Source organism: Lysinibacillus sp. JK80 (genome assembly GCF_027557635.1).
Taxonomy (GTDB): domain Bacteria; phylum Bacillota; class Bacilli; order Bacillales_A; family Planococcaceae; genus Lysinibacillus; species Lysinibacillus capsici.
On the sequence record NZ_CP058997.1, the window covers coordinates 1306460 to 1321371 of the forward strand.

The 14912-nt window shown below is 40.5% G+C and carries 14 protein-coding genes; 3 read left to right on the forward strand and 11 right to left on the reverse strand.

The annotated features are described in order from the left end of the window. Positions 1 to 61 precede the first annotated feature (61 nt). On the forward strand, positions 62 to 1273 hold the full coding sequence (locus tag HXV90_RS07070) for an ATP-grasp domain-containing protein (protein WP_048390271.1): 1212 nt from the start codon (positions 62 to 64) through the stop codon (positions 1271 to 1273). A gap of 76 nt (positions 1274 to 1349) precedes the next feature. Here HXV90_RS07070 and HXV90_RS07075 read toward each other — a convergent pair whose 3' ends face one another. From HXV90_RS07075 to HXV90_RS07125, 11 genes are all read right to left on the reverse strand, one after another. Then, positions 1350 to 3542 (reverse strand): YheC/YheD family protein, encoded by a 2193-nt coding sequence (locus tag HXV90_RS07075; RefSeq protein ID WP_269898706.1) that lies wholly within the window; start codon positions 3540 to 3542, stop codon positions 1350 to 1352. Between the two features lie 79 nt (positions 3543 to 3621). Beyond that, positions 3622 to 4053 carry a hypothetical protein gene (locus HXV90_RS07080; RefSeq protein ID WP_036081468.1) on the reverse strand — a complete coding sequence of 144 codons (432 nt, stop codon included), beginning with the start codon at positions 4051 to 4053 and terminating at the stop codon, positions 3622 to 3624. 149 nt (positions 4054 to 4202) lie between these two features. Next, complete coding sequence (locus HXV90_RS07085; RefSeq protein ID WP_269898707.1) at positions 4203 to 4853, reverse strand: HAD family hydrolase; 651 nt, start codon at positions 4851 to 4853, stop codon at positions 4203 to 4205. A 422-nt stretch (positions 4854 to 5275) separates the two neighbouring features. Next, the gene (locus HXV90_RS07090; RefSeq protein ID WP_048390266.1) at positions 5276 to 5638 is read right to left on the reverse strand and encodes a DMT family transporter; all 363 of its coding nucleotides are present in this window, start codon (positions 5636 to 5638) and stop codon (positions 5276 to 5278) included. Between the two features lie 13 nt (positions 5639 to 5651). Continuing rightward, the gene (locus HXV90_RS07095) at positions 5652 to 5975 is read right to left on the reverse strand and encodes a DMT family transporter (protein WP_048390263.1); all 324 of its coding nucleotides are present in this window, start codon (positions 5973 to 5975) and stop codon (positions 5652 to 5654) included. A gap of 25 nt (positions 5976 to 6000) precedes the next feature. Next, on the reverse strand, positions 6001 to 6219 hold the full coding sequence (locus HXV90_RS07100) for a helix-turn-helix domain-containing protein (protein ID WP_004229412.1): 219 nt from the start codon (positions 6217 to 6219) through the stop codon (positions 6001 to 6003). Between the two features lie 11 nt (positions 6220 to 6230). Further along, positions 6231 to 6869, reverse strand: coding sequence for a DUF2975 domain-containing protein (locus HXV90_RS07105; RefSeq protein WP_257961310.1), 639 nt, complete (start codon positions 6867 to 6869; stop codon positions 6231 to 6233). 118 nt (positions 6870 to 6987) lie between these two features. Beyond that, complete coding sequence (gene opuFB / locus HXV90_RS07110; RefSeq protein ID WP_269898708.1) at positions 6988 to 8508, reverse strand: osmoprotectant update ABC transporter permease/substrate-binding subunit OpuFB; 1521 nt, start codon at positions 8506 to 8508, stop codon at positions 6988 to 6990. Beyond that, positions 8498 to 9454 (reverse strand): ABC transporter ATP-binding protein, encoded by a 957-nt coding sequence (locus HXV90_RS07115; RefSeq protein ID WP_048390257.1) that lies wholly within the window; start codon positions 9452 to 9454, stop codon positions 8498 to 8500. Before HXV90_RS07115 ends, opuFB begins: the two co-directional genes overlap by 11 nt. Before the next feature lie 92 nt (positions 9455 to 9546). Then, positions 9547 to 11343: a vWA domain-containing protein gene (locus tag HXV90_RS07120; protein WP_269898709.1), complete on the reverse strand. Its 1797-nt coding sequence runs from the start codon at positions 11341 to 11343 to the stop codon at positions 9547 to 9549. A gap of 3 nt (positions 11344 to 11346) precedes the next feature. Next, a complete protein-coding gene (locus HXV90_RS07125) occupies positions 11347 to 12405 on the reverse strand; it encodes an AAA family ATPase (RefSeq protein ID WP_004229422.1) in 1059 nt (352 codons plus the stop codon). A 146-nt stretch (positions 12406 to 12551) separates the two neighbouring features. Here HXV90_RS07125 and HXV90_RS07130 point away from each other — a divergent pair, with 146 nt between their 5' ends. Together HXV90_RS07130 and HXV90_RS07135 are read left to right on the forward strand one after the other, a co-directional pair. Beyond that, on the forward strand, positions 12552 to 13940 hold the full coding sequence (locus HXV90_RS07130) for a hypothetical protein (protein ID WP_259419110.1): 1389 nt from the start codon (positions 12552 to 12554) through the stop codon (positions 13938 to 13940). Positions 13941 to 14103: 163 nt separating this feature from the next. Then, positions 14104 to 14829, forward strand: coding sequence for a glucosaminidase domain-containing protein (locus HXV90_RS07135; protein WP_269898710.1), 726 nt, complete (start codon positions 14104 to 14106; stop codon positions 14827 to 14829). The last annotated feature ends 83 nt before the right edge of the window (positions 14830 to 14912 follow it).

Here is a 14912-nt window from a genome sequence, read left to right on the forward strand (position 1 = left end):
GGAAATCTATTTCATTGCATATATATAAAGGTGATTAAGTATCTAAGTACCAATAGAAGGAGTGATATACCTGAAAGCCATTGTATTTATCGGTACAAACAAATCTGGGTCTAGTCGTGAAGCAACAAGGGCAGCAGAAAAATTAGGCTACTTCACAGTACTTTTCACAAATAATGAAAAACAACTTCAGCAGCGCAGAGCCTACCCCGACATCCATAAAATGATACTCATTGATACTTTTGATATCGAGAGCATGAAAGATGAAATTGAGAAACTAGGAAAAGCTGGATTAAATATTAAAAGTATCGTTAGTTTTGTTGATCCATTTGTCCATATTGCTTCAATACTATGTGATGAATTTTGTCAGAACTATACATCCTCCAGTGCCATTGAAACTATGGAGGATAAAGAAAAAACAAGAAAGTTTTTACAAGACCAACCATACTCACCAAAATTTTCGCTCATGAAACCGAACGAACCTATAGCTAAAAATTTAACCTTTCCATTAATCGTAAAATCTCCTAAATCAACTGGCTCAAAAGATGTCTTACTAGCAACGGATGCCGACCAGCTCAATAACCACCTCAAAGCACTACGCAGTAAAAATCCCTATGAAACCATCATGATTGAAGAATATCTAGATGGCCCTCAATATTTAGTAGAGGCGGTTGTTTATCAACGACAACCACATGTCATTGGTATAATTGAGCAAGAAATTACCCAAGGAAAACGATTTATCATTACTGGCTATGGTGTTCTAGTGAAAGCCCCTAAAGACATCCAATCAGGCATCGAGGAGGTACTCCATTCCATCGTGAAAGCCTTTGGTATTGAGAATGGGGCTCTTCACTTAGAGCTTCGATTAACCCAAAATGGTTGGAAACTTATCGAGATCAATCCTCGAATTTCAGGTGGCGCTATGAATAATATGCTACAAGCAGCTCTAGGTTTTAGTTTAGTAGAAGAAACACTGAAGATTTTGCTAGGAGAACAGCCTAATCTGCAACCAAGACATAAAAAATTTGTGTATACAAAATATGTCATTGTGGAAAGTAGAGGAATTTTAGAAAAGGTTATTGGCAAGGCAAGAGCGACAAGATCAACTGGCGTCGTTGAAGTATATGTCAAACCGAGAAGAGGCACCCTCCTCACCCCACCTTTATCGATGGGTCATCGTTACGCCTATGTCATTGCAGAGGGAGCAACCTTGAAGGAAGCAAGAAATCACGCAATCACTGCAGCGAAGGAAATAAAATTCATTTTGAGAGTTTGAAAAAAATAACCCGAATAATTGCCGCTTGCCAGTGGACAGTTACTCGGGCTTTTTTATCTTCATCAGTCGTAAACGATTATTCTTCTTTAAACGTTTGATCTAAAAACTTCACGGTTTCAAACATATTGGTTTTACTTGCACCCTTCACAAGAATGGTATCATGGGGCTTAATGAGCTTTTCAAGGAGGGCATGCAATTGATCTTTATTAATAAAATGATGTACTCTGGATGGGTCCATGCCCTTCGCGATGGCAGCATTACTCATTTCATCTGTCCTAAAGCCATAGGTAATAAATTCATCGATGCCGATCTCATACACGTACTCTCCAACCTTACGATATTCCTCTTCCCTCAAGACACCAAGTTCTCGCATTTGCCCAATAATGGCTACCTTGCGATTTGTTGCGATATTCTTCAGTACATCGAGTGCAGCACGAACCCCCTGCGGATGAGAGTGTACTGTATCATCAATAACCGTTATATCATCACGGCAATTATAAATCGTTAAACGTCTTGGTGGTTTTTTAAAGTTGAGCCCTGCCTGAATATCAAATGGACTAAATCCTAAAAGATCAGCCACTGCCACTGCATTCAATGCGTTGTATACATGATGTTCTCCTAAAATAGGAATATATAATTCTATTTCTTGCCCATGCAGCTTCATTTTAAAGGACATGCCGACATCTTTATATTGCAAATCATATGCACGGTAATCCGCTTCTTTTTTAATGCCTACCGTGATGATTTTCCCTTTAAATTGCTGTGTCTCTAAGTATCTTGAATTGTCATCATCTTGATTGACAATGAGTAATCCCTGTTGATCCATACCATGAATCAATTCCGATTTTGCCTTGGCAACACCCCTTACATCTCCATCAAAGTTCCCAACATGGGCTAAGCCTATATTCGTTACAATACTAATATTCGGCTGGATGATGCTACAGTGATTGGTAATAATGCCTGGGTAAGCCATACCATACTCTAATACAACGGCCTGATGTGTATCATTGATTTCTTCCTTATGCTTTTTCGTATGCTCCGTCGTATTCCAATAATCCTTTGATTCAAATACATTCCACTTTTTCGATAAGATCGAACCCACAAATGCCTTTGTCGTGGTTTTCCCTGCACTTCCTGTAATCGCAATAATAGGTAAGGTTTTCTTTGCCTCCACCTGCTTCGTTTTTTGTTGGACAATTTTCTTTTTGAGCGGTTTTTGATTTTTGGCAAGATACATCGCATAACGGATAGAATGGATGACCACATCTAATTCCAAGTAAAAGGCAGGAGGACAGCCTGGGCGCCAATTGACCTCATACATCCAAATTTTTTGATTTTGATCTAACCCTACATCAATGCCAATTTCATCAATAACTTCCCCAAATTTCGCCATTTGAATTTCATCCAGATGATGTGCCAGCGCCAGTGAAAAATGCTCAAGCATTCGCCGAATATTATAGGCCTCTTCCTTAAACTCCTGCTCCAAAAAAGGATCTAAATAATTGGTATAGCCACCATTATTAATATTCGGTATGATGGAGCCATTCGGTGCAATGCGTGGATACACCGTTGTCACTACCCATTTACCTTCTCCATTTTTTTGAACATGTAGGCGGAAATCATAGACCTGACCAGATTTTGTAACAGATTGAATATACGGCTGCATAATAAAGGTGCCAGACGCAAGTTGCTCCTTTATCAATGCATCCAATTGTGGCTTTGTATAGGTTGTCGTGGTGCTATCCTTTCGCACCTCAAAATATTTGGCTCCCGCCTTCGTTATAAAATAAATACCCTTCCCTTTTCGTCCATCAATTGGCTTAAACACAACTCGTTTATAATAATTAACGAACTTATGAAATAAATCGGCATCCTTTACAATTTCAGAGGGAATCAAATACTGTTCAAATTCCTTCGCTTCCTTTAATCGTTTCATCACATTCCATTTGTTCCCGATTGAATGGGTTGTGAATGGAATCTCCTCTTTTAAACGGTCAATAATCTCCTTCGAGACAGATAATTTCTCAGGGCTTCCTGCATTATAGATAACATCAGGAAAGGGCATTGTTTTCTCTTGCCATTGTCCATTCTCATAGACTTTTGCTCGAATAGAACGTTTGGCAAAGTCCACACTTTTAGGTGTGAAGTAAAAAAATGTTGCGCCTTCAGCTTTCGCAACTGCTGCAAAGGCATAGGACTTGAGCACTGTTGTTGGATCAAGTCGATGATGCAGCATACCAATAATCGTCATAGCTAAACTTCCTTTCATTAGATTCTCTCTCTATTACATTCACTTTGTATCCCTTGCATATAGACAGATGCTCTAGCTTTAGTAGTTTAATATGGTACTACCATTTCGGCTCTATGATAAATTTCCCCTTCAACATGTCTGGCTTTAAGAGCTGAATGGCCGATATACCACTGAGTTCAATAGATTTCTTTGTACTTGTTTTTTCTAACCTCACCACATCTGCAATCGAATTTGTATCGTTTCCTTCATAATCAAAAGCACGCAACAATGATACTGTGCCACGGCAACGCTCTCTATCAACAGCCTCAATGCGGAAAAACTCTGTCTCAAACTGTTTCACTGTATCCAATAAGCTTAAATGAGCACCACTATGTGTAATTAAAAAAAATGGAATCGTATCACTCCCGACAATTTTAATAAGTAGCTGACCAAAATATTTAGAATGAAAATTCATCATAATATCCTGAAGATCCTTTAAATCACTTAAAGCTTCACATAAAAAGTGATTTCTTTTCTTATCACTATTCAATTCGTAGCCCCCTCTCTTAGTTTGACTATACGATTTGATCCGTGTAAGTTGCCCTCTCGTTATCATATGTTGCGACAAAAAATATGGCGACTTCTTCCTAAAGAAACTAAAAAAACCTCCACCAATGAGGGGGAGGCTTTTGCAAAAGCTTATGTTGCGAGGAGATCATGTATTGTATATTGTTCTAATGCAGTAACGGTATGGTGTTTAGTATTGAATGGTAATTGCTTGGTAATCTCGTTCGGAATGACCACTGTATAAAGCCCCGCTGCTACAGCGGCTTGTGCGCCATTTGGTGAATCCTCAATTGCCATGGCCTCATCAGCCTCTATTCCTAATTGTTCAAGCGCCTGCAAGTAAAGCTCTGGATCAGGCTTAACATTTGTCACCGTGTCAGCGCTACAAAAGCAATCAAAGTAATGTCGGATACCCAGCCGATCCACATACACATCAATCCATTGACGACTGGAGCTACTTGCAAGTCCAATCTTCAAACCCGCTTCCTTTGCCTGCTGCAGCAATGTTAAAATACCAGGTCTTAGCGTTTCCGTTTCCATCCATTGTGCATGGCGTTGCTGAATGGATGTTTGAAAAGCCTCCACATCCAGTTGTATGTGATGATGTGTAACAAGATATGTATAGGGATTAAAGGTTTGAAGATTGGTCCCAAGGCACTTAGCATAGGTTGCTAACGATAATTCAACACCATATTGTGCATAGGCATCCTTAAAAACGTTATACCATGCTGTTTCCGTATCAATGATTGTACCGTCAAAATCAAAAATTAGAGCTTTTATCATCAAATTCCCCCATTCTATTGGTTTGCGCTGAACTAAGCCTAGGTTTTGGCAGACCTCTCCGTCGATTTTCTAATCCTATCCATTACTTTCGCATCTCTATCCGCCTATCTCCTCAAGCATCCAACTCTTTTGCAAAGCTATCCATCACTTTGCTAATCCTATCCGTCGATTTAGATCCGCTATCCGCTACTTTCGCATCTCTATCCACCTATCCCCTCAAGCATCCAACTCTTTTGCAAATCTATCCATCACTTTGCTAATTCTATCCATCAATTTAGACCCGCTATCCGCTACTTTCGCATCTCTATCCGCCTATCTCCTCAAGCATCCAACTCTTTTGCAAATCTATCCATCAATTTGCTAATCCTATCCATCAATTTAGACCCGCTATCCGCTACTTTCGCATTTCTATCCGCCTATCCTCACAGATCTGACCCTTTTGCTAGGCTATCCACCACTTCTTCATCTTTATCCCCCTGATTCAACAAGATAACGCCTCCTATAATGAGGACAATACCGATCGCAGAATAAACAGTAAAAATATCGTGCCAAATGACAATGCCTACCAGAACGGTTAAAGCTGTGCCGACACCTGACCAGATAGCGTAGGCCAAGCTTAATGGCATGGTTTTTAAGCAGAGGGATAGGCTATAAAACGAAATACCATAGCCAATTGCTACCGCCAAGGATGGAACGAGGACAGTAAAGCCGTCTGAGAACTTCAGCATGGTTGTTGCAAAGACCTCGCTTATAATCGATAGTGTTAAAAATAAATAGCCTTTCATCCTGTTCAGCCTCCTAATGACCACCAGCAAGATTGAGTACCACAACACCCAAGATAATGCATAGAATCCCTAATACCTTCTTGCGATTAAATCGTTCCTTATAGAGGACAACTCCCACAATAGCGGTTAACGCTGTCCCTAAACCTGCCCAAATTGCATAGGCTGTGCCAATAGGAATCACTTTTAATGTTAAGGCTAAACAATAAAATGCCGTTCCATAGCCTACTACTACGCCAATTGATGGCCCAATTCGTGTGAAGCCCTCCGTACGCTTGAGCAAGGAACTGGCAAAAACCTCTGCTATAATAGCGAGCATTAAAAAACTAAAAGCCGTCATTCAAAAAATCCTTTCTGCTTTGCTTCTAGATGTCATCTTCTTCCTCTACATACTCCAATATATCTCCTGGCTGGCAGCCCAAAGCTTTACAAATGGCATTTAATGTAGAAAAACGTACGGCTCTTACTTTGCCTGTTTTTAAATTAGAGAGATTGACAATCGAAACATCTACCCTCTCTGCAAGTTCACTCAGCTGCATTTTACGATCCGCTAGCATACGATCTAATCGAATAATTATGGTCATGTTTTCACTTCCTAAGCTGTTGCATCATATTCATCCTGAAGGAATGCACCGTATCGGAAAATACGTGCAAAGGTCCAAATCACCACACCACATAGTAAAAGAGTCCAGTGAATGCCTGTAAAATGATAGCTAATCCCCTTGATCAAACCCGTCTCTACAAATCGGGACTCCAATTGGAATTGTTGCATAATCAGATAGACGGTATATGTACGAAATGCATTTACTGTCAAGCTCAATACAATCACACAGTAGGCAATTCTCTCCATTTTTTTACTATTAGCGAGTGAAAATACAATACCTTTTGATAAGTTACTTAATATATTCCTCACTTGTACAATAATCATTAATAAAATAGCTATGTATATTGTAGCAGTAAATAGAAAGGTCATGACATCTTTTTTTGAATAGTGAATGTCCCTTGTCACATGGTCTGCCAGCTTCATTTCCAATCCTTCTAACTGAACGGCAGCGGTCACACTGCCCTTTGCTAATAAATGATTCACTTGTTGCTCTGATACCACCATTGCTCCCACCATAAAAATCGCGAGCATCGTCAAGACAAAAATCATCATCACCATGATGATGGTAAAAGCGGTACGAAGCCCCTTTGTCATCCATCGAAATTCTTTACTTTGAATTGTTTGCCCCATTATCCACCTCTCCCTCCCTTCTCTCTATTATACATCCCATTTTATCTCTATCAATAATTTTTTAATGTTTATCATTAATAAATTATTGATAAAGATAAACCCTCTAAAGGTAGAGGGTTTATTTTAATAATCCTATCTTTACTAAATATTCTTTTGCTACTTCTGCTGCAAGCTTTCCTTCTACATTCACCTGATAATTCATTTCTCGCATTTCATCATCTGTAATGTGATCAGCTAGTTGATTTAACGCTTCTCCAATCTCTGGATAGTCAATCAGCGTTTCTTTCCTTAGTAAAGGCGCTCCCTGGTATGGTGGGAATAATGCTTGATCGTCCTCCAATACACGTAGCTTGTATTGACGAATTTCACTATCCGTTGAATAAGCATCTAGCAAATTAATATCACCTGATTGTATTGCCTGATAGCGAAGCTTTGGCTCCATCGTTGCAAGTGTCGTAAAGGCTATCCCATACCGTTTTTGTATGCCAACATAGCCATCCTCACGGTCATTAAATTCTAATGTAAAGCCTGCTTTCACCTTCTGCTCTATCGGTTTAAGATCAGAGATTTTTTGCAGTTGATAGCTCTCAGCCAGCTCCTCTGATACAGCGAGTGCATACGTATTGTTATAGCTCATGGGACTTAGCATGACCATATCGAATTGCTCCTGCATCCCCTCTTTCGCCTGAAGATAGACGTCTTCTTGGTTATTATTAATGGCTTCTTCCTTTAAAAACTCCGAAATAGCGGTGCCTGTAAATTCAGGATAAATATCAATACTGCCCGATTTCAATGCATTGAATACAAATGAAGTTTTACCAAGCCCTGGCTTTAATGTCACCGTTAAATCGGTCTCCTGCTCAATTAATAATTTATACATATTGATGAGAATCTCAGGCTCCGCACCAAGCTTTCCTGCAATGACAATTTCATCTTGCTGTTTACTGCTTAGGAGCGGGAAGAAAATCATTACCAGTGCCGCTAAACTAATGAGACTCAACGTCGTTACTGTTTTTTTAAAGGACAGAGATTCTAACTTTTTAAGCGCCACATCAAAAATCAGGGCTAAAATAGCAGCGGGAATGGCTCCTATAAGAATGAGTGCCGTGTTATTTCGGTCAATCCCAAGTAATATAATATCTCCTAAGCCTCCTGCACCAATTAAAGCAGCTAATGTTGCTGTTCCCACAATCAGCACCATCGCTGTCCGAATACCAGCCATCATAACAGGCATAGCAAGTGGTAGCTCAACCTTTACTAAACGCTTTGATCGATTCATTCCCATAGCTAATGCCGCTTCTTTCAGTGATGGGTCAACCTCATTGATGCCCGTGTAGGTGTTTCGTAGAATAGGCAACAGCGCATAGACGACTAACGCAATAATTGCGGGAACTTTCCCAATACCGAATAAAGGGATTAATAAGCCGAGCAACGCTAAGGAAGGAATCGTTTGCAGCACAGCACTGATTCCAATAATACTCTCGGCTATTTTCTTTTTATTGGTTAAATAGATACCTAGGGGAATAGCGATGAGGACAGCAAAAAATAGCGCAATAAAAGAGATTTGGATATGCTCTAGTAATGCAGCCAGCAGCTGTGCCTTCCGTTCCTGAAATACATCTACCACATTAGCCACCATGCACATGCCCTCTTTTCTTAGAATCCGCTGCTAAATAACGAAGCGTGGAAGCTCTTGTCACCATGCCAATGAGCTTGCCATTCTCTTCGACACCTAACAAGTCATGCTCGGCTAATTTTTCAAGAATCGTCGGAAATGGGGCATCTACAGGAATGGTATGCCCAAAGTCGTTTGTCACTGTGATTGGCTGTAACACATCATGGATCGTAAACAATTGATCCGACTGCTTACCTCCAATAAACTGTTGGACAAAATCATTTACAGGATTTTGTAGCAATTGCTGTGGAGTGCCTATCTGAACAATTTCGCCATCTTTCATAATACAGAGACGATCTCCTAATTTCAGTGCTTCCTGCATATCATGTGATACAAATACTATGGTTTTCTGGATGGTACGCTGCATCTCTAGTAGATCATCCTGTAGTTTGGTGCGACTAATAGGGTCTAGCGCACTAAAGGGCTCATCCATTAAAATAATTTCTGGGTCAGCTGCCAAGGCACGAACAACGCCAACCCTTTGCTGTTCGCCTCCTGACAGCTCCTTTGGCTTACGCTGACGATATTTCGCTGGCTCCAGACCCACCAACGCTAATAGTTCGTCTACACGCTGATGGATTTTCGTTTTACTCCATTTCTTCAGTTCTGGTACAACCGCAATATTTTCCTCTATTGTCATATGCGGAAATAGGGCGATTTGCTGTAGTACATAGCCAATACTCCAACGCAGCTCATGGATATTATAATCGCTAATTCTTTTATCATTGATCCAGATGGTGCCTGCTGTTAAGGGTATTAATCGATTAATCATCTTCAACAAAGTAGTTTTGCCGCATCCACTAGGGCCAATAATAACAAAGAATTCACCCTTTTTAATTTCTACATTTAGCGCTTTGACAGCTATTTGGTTGTTATCATATTGTTTTGAGACATTGTCAAATGTAATCATCTGTCATCTCCTTTAAAATGTGCTCATGAAAGGCGTTCACTTTTTATATTTCACCAACAAAAATCATTTCAAACATTTGTAGATAGCTGCAACTATTTCATTCTAAATACCTCGCCTTTGGGCACAAACGGTAGCTTGGCCCCCTGTGGTAGTACGAAGGCATGCTGTCTTTTAATGGCTAAACGATCACATTGTCCATCTGTAATAATCAGAATAGGACCATCCTTTGGAAAATCCTGTGCTGCTTCAAGTAGCTGTATACCAGGCTGTAACACTGTGCCTCCTCTACCTCTTACCTTCACTTTCGTTAATAGTTCTTCAGGGGCTAGATAGCCCGCGTCATAAGCAACAGCATCACAAAATATAACCCGAACAAAGGGGACATCTCTAGCGATGCTATAGCTCGCTATTGTGCCGAGTGCTTTTCCTAGTAAGAGTCGGTCCATGGAGCCTGATGTATCAATAAGGACTGCGAAAGTACGTCCATCTTCCTCACCGCTTTGATGAATCCATCTTGGTCTAGCTATATCAGGTGTCGATGCTTGCCTTCTACTGGGGCGGGTATACGTTCTAACTTTCTCTATCGGTTGAAACATCCGATCAAACCATTTGGCTAATGCCACATCCCAGGCAATAGGAGGCTGTGCTAGGCTACGAATTTCCTCAATGAGCCCTTGTGGCAAATATCCTCTCTCTTGGGTCATATGATAGCTTAACCCTTGACTCAATGCCCTTCTATAAAAAGCATCTAAATCCACCCCAACCTTGCCTTCCCAAAAATCTGGTGGATTCGTTTCGATCATATCTCCTATGCCCTGCCCTCGAAAGGTTCTTAATTTGCGATACATCCTAATCTCTGTAACTATACGATCATAAATAGATTCGGCTGAAAGTCCCTTTAATGCTGGATCATATAGCCCGCCAAATGCTGGCATCTCGCCGATTTGCATATCGATGAGCCAGCCATTGATAACATAATCACAAGCAACATTCCATAAGTAAGGATCACGTCCTTGTCTGCGGGTCGCATGGCTTAAACCTGCATGCAGCAATTCGTGTGCCATGAGAAACCGCATTTCCTCATCGGTCATTCCCACCGCCGTATTCAAATAAATTTCCTTTGTTTCGACTGCAATGGCTGCGACCGAAATATCCATTCTTGTGCAAATAAGTGGGTCTTCAATGATCGCAAAATCTGCTGCCAAAGCACCAAATAAGGGATAGGAGCTCATAAACCAAGCCTTTGCGCGCTGTGCTTGTGTTACCCTCGTTGTGCCTCCCAATGTATTTTCTACCCCTCCCGCTACTCGTATGGCACTTTGCACGGCTTTCGATAAACCTTGTGCAAATAATGCAGCGAAATTACTATTCCCTCGATAAAGATAGCCTGTTTGATTTTGTGATATAACAAAGTCCCCTTGACCTGGCATTGTACTATAGCCTTTCAAATCATCTGGCACACCTTCGCGTAAAAATCTTTCATATAATTTTTCCTCAGAGCTAATGGCCTCAAAAAGAGGATTACTCATTTCCTTTGGTGCTTGACCAAATTTTAGCTCTGCTAAAAATTTTGTTATATAGCAGTCACAGGCAATATTCCACAGCTCCTGCTGCTCTTTTGGTTGATGATGATGTAAGCCTAGGTGTAGCAAGCAATGCGCTATCACATAAGCCCATTCATTTGGCTGACCTTTTTTATCCTGATTCACATAAATAACACCTGCGCTTGTAACGTAAGCCCAATCCTTTTGGGGCATACTTTCGTATTGCATGTAAACAGCATGACACAACGCCTCGAACAGGGGATGTGTACAGACAATGTCATGCCCACGTGCGATGGCTTTCTCATTTTTATGCTCCTGCTGTGATGCTTTCTTCTTTTTGGCCATACGCTACCCTTCCTTTTTGGCTACTAAACGCGGTAAATCTCGGATAACCTCCAGCATAAACCAGGCAGGTAATGCTTCACCCTTTTGCTCTGACACAACCATCTGTGCAATTTCTAAGCTGATGGATGATAGGTCCTTGATCAAGTCTTTGGCACGAAAGGCTAATTGCCGTTGATTGCCCTTCAATGTCGTATGCTCGTTCGGAAGCTCCTTCAGTAACTGAGCCCGGAAGGATTGTGCCATGAAATAAAGCAAATCTCTTTCATCAGGTTGATCGGGCCAACGTAATTCTCCTTGAATAATTTTAGCGAGATCATATTTACTTTGCACTTGCTTGATAAAGGCTTTAAATTGACTGGCAGTATGCGCGGACAGGCAGCTACTTGCTAATAGATCAATTGTTTGTTCTTGTAAGCTATTGCCATATGCATACAAACAATCACTTAACATATGCCATGAACGAGGCGTGGAGAAGGGTTCTTCTGTTTTCGGAGGTTCGCTCCATAAATGATCGGGACGCATTTGAATATACTCAATCACATATGGATGTATTTCATGTGTATAGGCCCATTCAAGCCAATCTTTATGCGATGCCCTCAGCTGAACATGGACCATCCGATTGATTAATGCGGAGGACATCGGCTTAACAATCGCGTTATCCTGAGCCCGATTGCCTGCACCAATAACAATCGTACCCTCTGGCAATGTAAACTCTCCAATCCTGCGTTCATGAATAAGACTATAAAACGCTTTTTGTACTTCCTGTGAGCAAGCATTTAATTCATCTAAAAAAAGGCAATAAGGTTCATCGCGTGCAATCATTTTGGGTGGACAAAAAACACTGTAGCCATCCTTAATCTGCGGAACACCAATAATATCCTCAGGTGCTAGCTGACTGCCCAATAACGATACACAATGTAGCCCTAATTCACTAGCAAAGTTTTCAACAATCGCTGATTTCCCAATGCCAGGTGCTCCCCAAATAAAAACTGGTCTTATTGTCGCTACATTCAGTAGAAAATCATATAGTTGTTTTTGTGTCACATTAAAAATCGTATTCAATCAAAACGCCCTTTCAACTCATTGTTTTAAAGGTTAATAATACCATTTTCTATGAAATTAATCTTGTCTCTACCATTCTATGAAATTGACTGCCAATTACTAGCTGTGAGAAAATAATAAAAATTGTAGTAGAGAGGTCGTGACCTATGCATAATGGCTTTCAGTTTTTGGCGATTTCACAACTAGCAAAAAGGTTTCCAGCAGACTCTTGGTGGGCAAAGTTTTACAAGGATTTTAGTGAGGATGATCTAGTAGCGTACTATGAGGGGGATTTAACACTTCCCTCTCTTGATTTGGACTGGGATATGCCATTCCCACAACAGGACAAGACCATTCTCATTTTCATCAATGGTCATCTAACCGTAGACACCCTCTATAATTTAGAGACAGATGGGGCAATTGGGCTGATAGTGATGGGCAATGTACTTTCTAAAAATATAGCTGTAGGTGGTCAGGAAATCTATGTGCACGGGCATCTGACAGTCGAGAATATATTATGTGGCTCCTACAATCATGGCGAAACGATCGTTAATGGCAATCTTCAGGCAGCAATTTTGGTTCAAGATGATGAGTATCGCATCAACGTAAAGGGTCAGAAGTCGATTCCTTGTATCGTAAATATATGGCACGGAGATGGCGTTTTTCAGGAGCTCCCTATCCGTATTGAAGATGTATTAGTAGACGAGATATTTTTACCTGAGGATGAGGATGACATCGGCTTTTCCTTCACTTCACTCGTGGAAATTCTAAAACAAGGGCGTTCTGCACTCACTCAATTTACAAGCGTTCCTCAAAGGACAATAGCAACTCCTATTTATTTCACGCACCATTCGATCAATGCGGAAAACATACTGAAACTGACTTCATGTATTCTGATGACACCTGACAAACCTTCTTTCGATTTGACGGAACAGGATGTTTATTTTATGATCCAACGCGCACATACCAATGCTGATGGAGATGTACGCAATGATAGTATTTATATATTGACCTCGCAGTGTCATTATTTTATTTGGCTTAATGAGGATCAATCCGTCTCTCTCTTGACAAAAACACTAGATGAAGAAGCTGAATGGTGGGATATTACAGCATCCCCCCAGGAGGATTTAGTGGATTTACAACAGCACTGGCTGATGTTGTTAACCTGCATCAATGTAGCAGAACTTTACTTGCATAGTATCGAGGTGCGAGATGTACAACAAATTCTCCAGCATCCTACGATTCTGGATTTAGACGATGAACATGATGGATTGTGGGATGGTTCCAAATGCTATAGCTTCCGTCAAACCTATTTGGATGATGAAGGCGATAGGATACATGCTCGCATTGAAATTATGACGCCTGATGAAGCGTATTATTTTTATACGCTCGAAAATCAATCCTATGTTGCTCGCCACTATCAGCCTCCTAACGTTTTTGGTCGACAAGAGCTATCTTATTTAAACACGATTCAATGGGAAGCGTCCGAGCGATATTTTGAGAGATTCAAACAATTTATGTCTCAGAATTTTAAGATAGATTTAGGAACTAATTAAGGCAAGAAACGTTCTATTAATGATGAAGTCTATTCAACTATACATCTCTTTCACTCTCTGTAATAATGAGAGATAGCTAAACTTTTAATAGAAGGGAGGGAGATGTGGTCACGACCAACATCCAGCTACAATGAAATACGTGCTAAACTTTTTTAAAGGACTTATGATTGTCGTTGTTGTTATTTGTATTTCGTTTTATATGGTGACACAGTTATTTAATACGACTGAAAGAGAAGAGTCTGTGGTTATTGATGATCGTCCAAGTGTGGAAGAGTTTATCGGTGAGATTGCAGAGACCGCACGAGATCTTGGTGCTGACAATGACTTATATGCATCCGTGATGATTGCTCAGGCGATTCTAGAAAGTGAGCATGGGCAAAGTGGACTTGGCTCTGCCCCTAATTATAATCTTTTTGGAATGAAAGGCAGCTACCAAAATAATTCCGTCACACTCGAAACCACAGAGGATGATGGGTCAGGCAACCTTTCTACCATCATGGCTGACTTCCGCAAATACCCTTCCTATGAAGCATCCATGCAGGATTATGTAAAATTAATGCGTAATGGCGTGTCATGGAATAAAGATTTTTACGCAGGCGTTTTCAAAAGCAACACAACTACCTATACAGATGCGACGAAGTTTTTAACAGGCTCCTATGCAACTGATTCGGCTTACAATGAAAAATTAAATACATTGATCGCAAAATATGACCTTCAGCAATATGATAGCCCTGTAAAAGATAAGAAAACCATCACGGTGGCTGATGGAGATTCACTTTTGAAGATTGCCGAAGCCTATAATGTGAAAGTGACATCACTTAAGCAGTGGAATCAGCTTCGAACGGAACGACTTGAAGCAGGCCAGCAACTTAATATTTATCATTATTAACATAAAACGTCCATGACTCATCAAGGAGTATGGACGTTTTTTCTCATGAAACTAATTCGTTTGTCTAAACGTCTTAGTGTAAA

Excerpts from the sequence above, each read along its gene's own strand:
- HXV90_RS07135 (WP_269898710.1), top strand. The coding sequence starts at position 14,104 with ATGATTGTCGTTGTTGTTATTTGTATTTCGTTTTATATGGTGACACAG.
- HXV90_RS07095 (WP_048390263.1), bottom strand. The coding sequence starts at position 5,975 with ATGACGGCTTTTAGTTTTTTAATGCTCGCTATTATAGCAGAGGTTTTT.
- HXV90_RS07075 (WP_269898706.1), bottom strand. The coding sequence starts at position 3,542 with ATGAAAGGAAGTTTAGCTATGACGATTATTGGTATGCTGCATCATCGA.
- opuFB (WP_269898708.1), bottom strand. The coding sequence starts at position 8,508 with ATGGTGGCTAATGTGGTAGATGTATTTCAGGAACGGAAGGCACAGCTG.
- HXV90_RS07130 (WP_259419110.1), top strand. The coding sequence starts at position 12,552 with ATGCATAATGGCTTTCAGTTTTTGGCGATTTCACAACTAGCAAAAAGG.
- HXV90_RS07090 (WP_048390266.1), bottom strand. The coding sequence starts at position 5,638 with ATGAAAGGCTATTTATTTTTAACACTATCGATTATAAGCGAGGTCTTT.
- HXV90_RS07105 (WP_257961310.1), bottom strand. The coding sequence starts at position 6,869 with ATGGGGCAAACAATTCAAAGTAAAGAATTTCGATGGATGACAAAGGGG.
- HXV90_RS07100 (WP_004229412.1), bottom strand. The coding sequence starts at position 6,219 with ATGACCATAATTATTCGATTAGATCGTATGCTAGCGGATCGTAAAATG.
- HXV90_RS07120 (WP_269898709.1), bottom strand. The coding sequence starts at position 11,343 with ATGGCCAAAAAGAAGAAAGCATCACAGCAGGAGCATAAAAATGAGAAA.
- HXV90_RS07085 (WP_269898707.1), bottom strand. The coding sequence starts at position 4,853 with ATGATAAAAGCTCTAATTTTTGATTTTGACGGTACAATCATTGATACG.
- HXV90_RS07115 (WP_048390257.1), bottom strand. The coding sequence starts at position 9,454 with ATGATTACATTTGACAATGTCTCAAAACAATATGATAACAACCAAATA.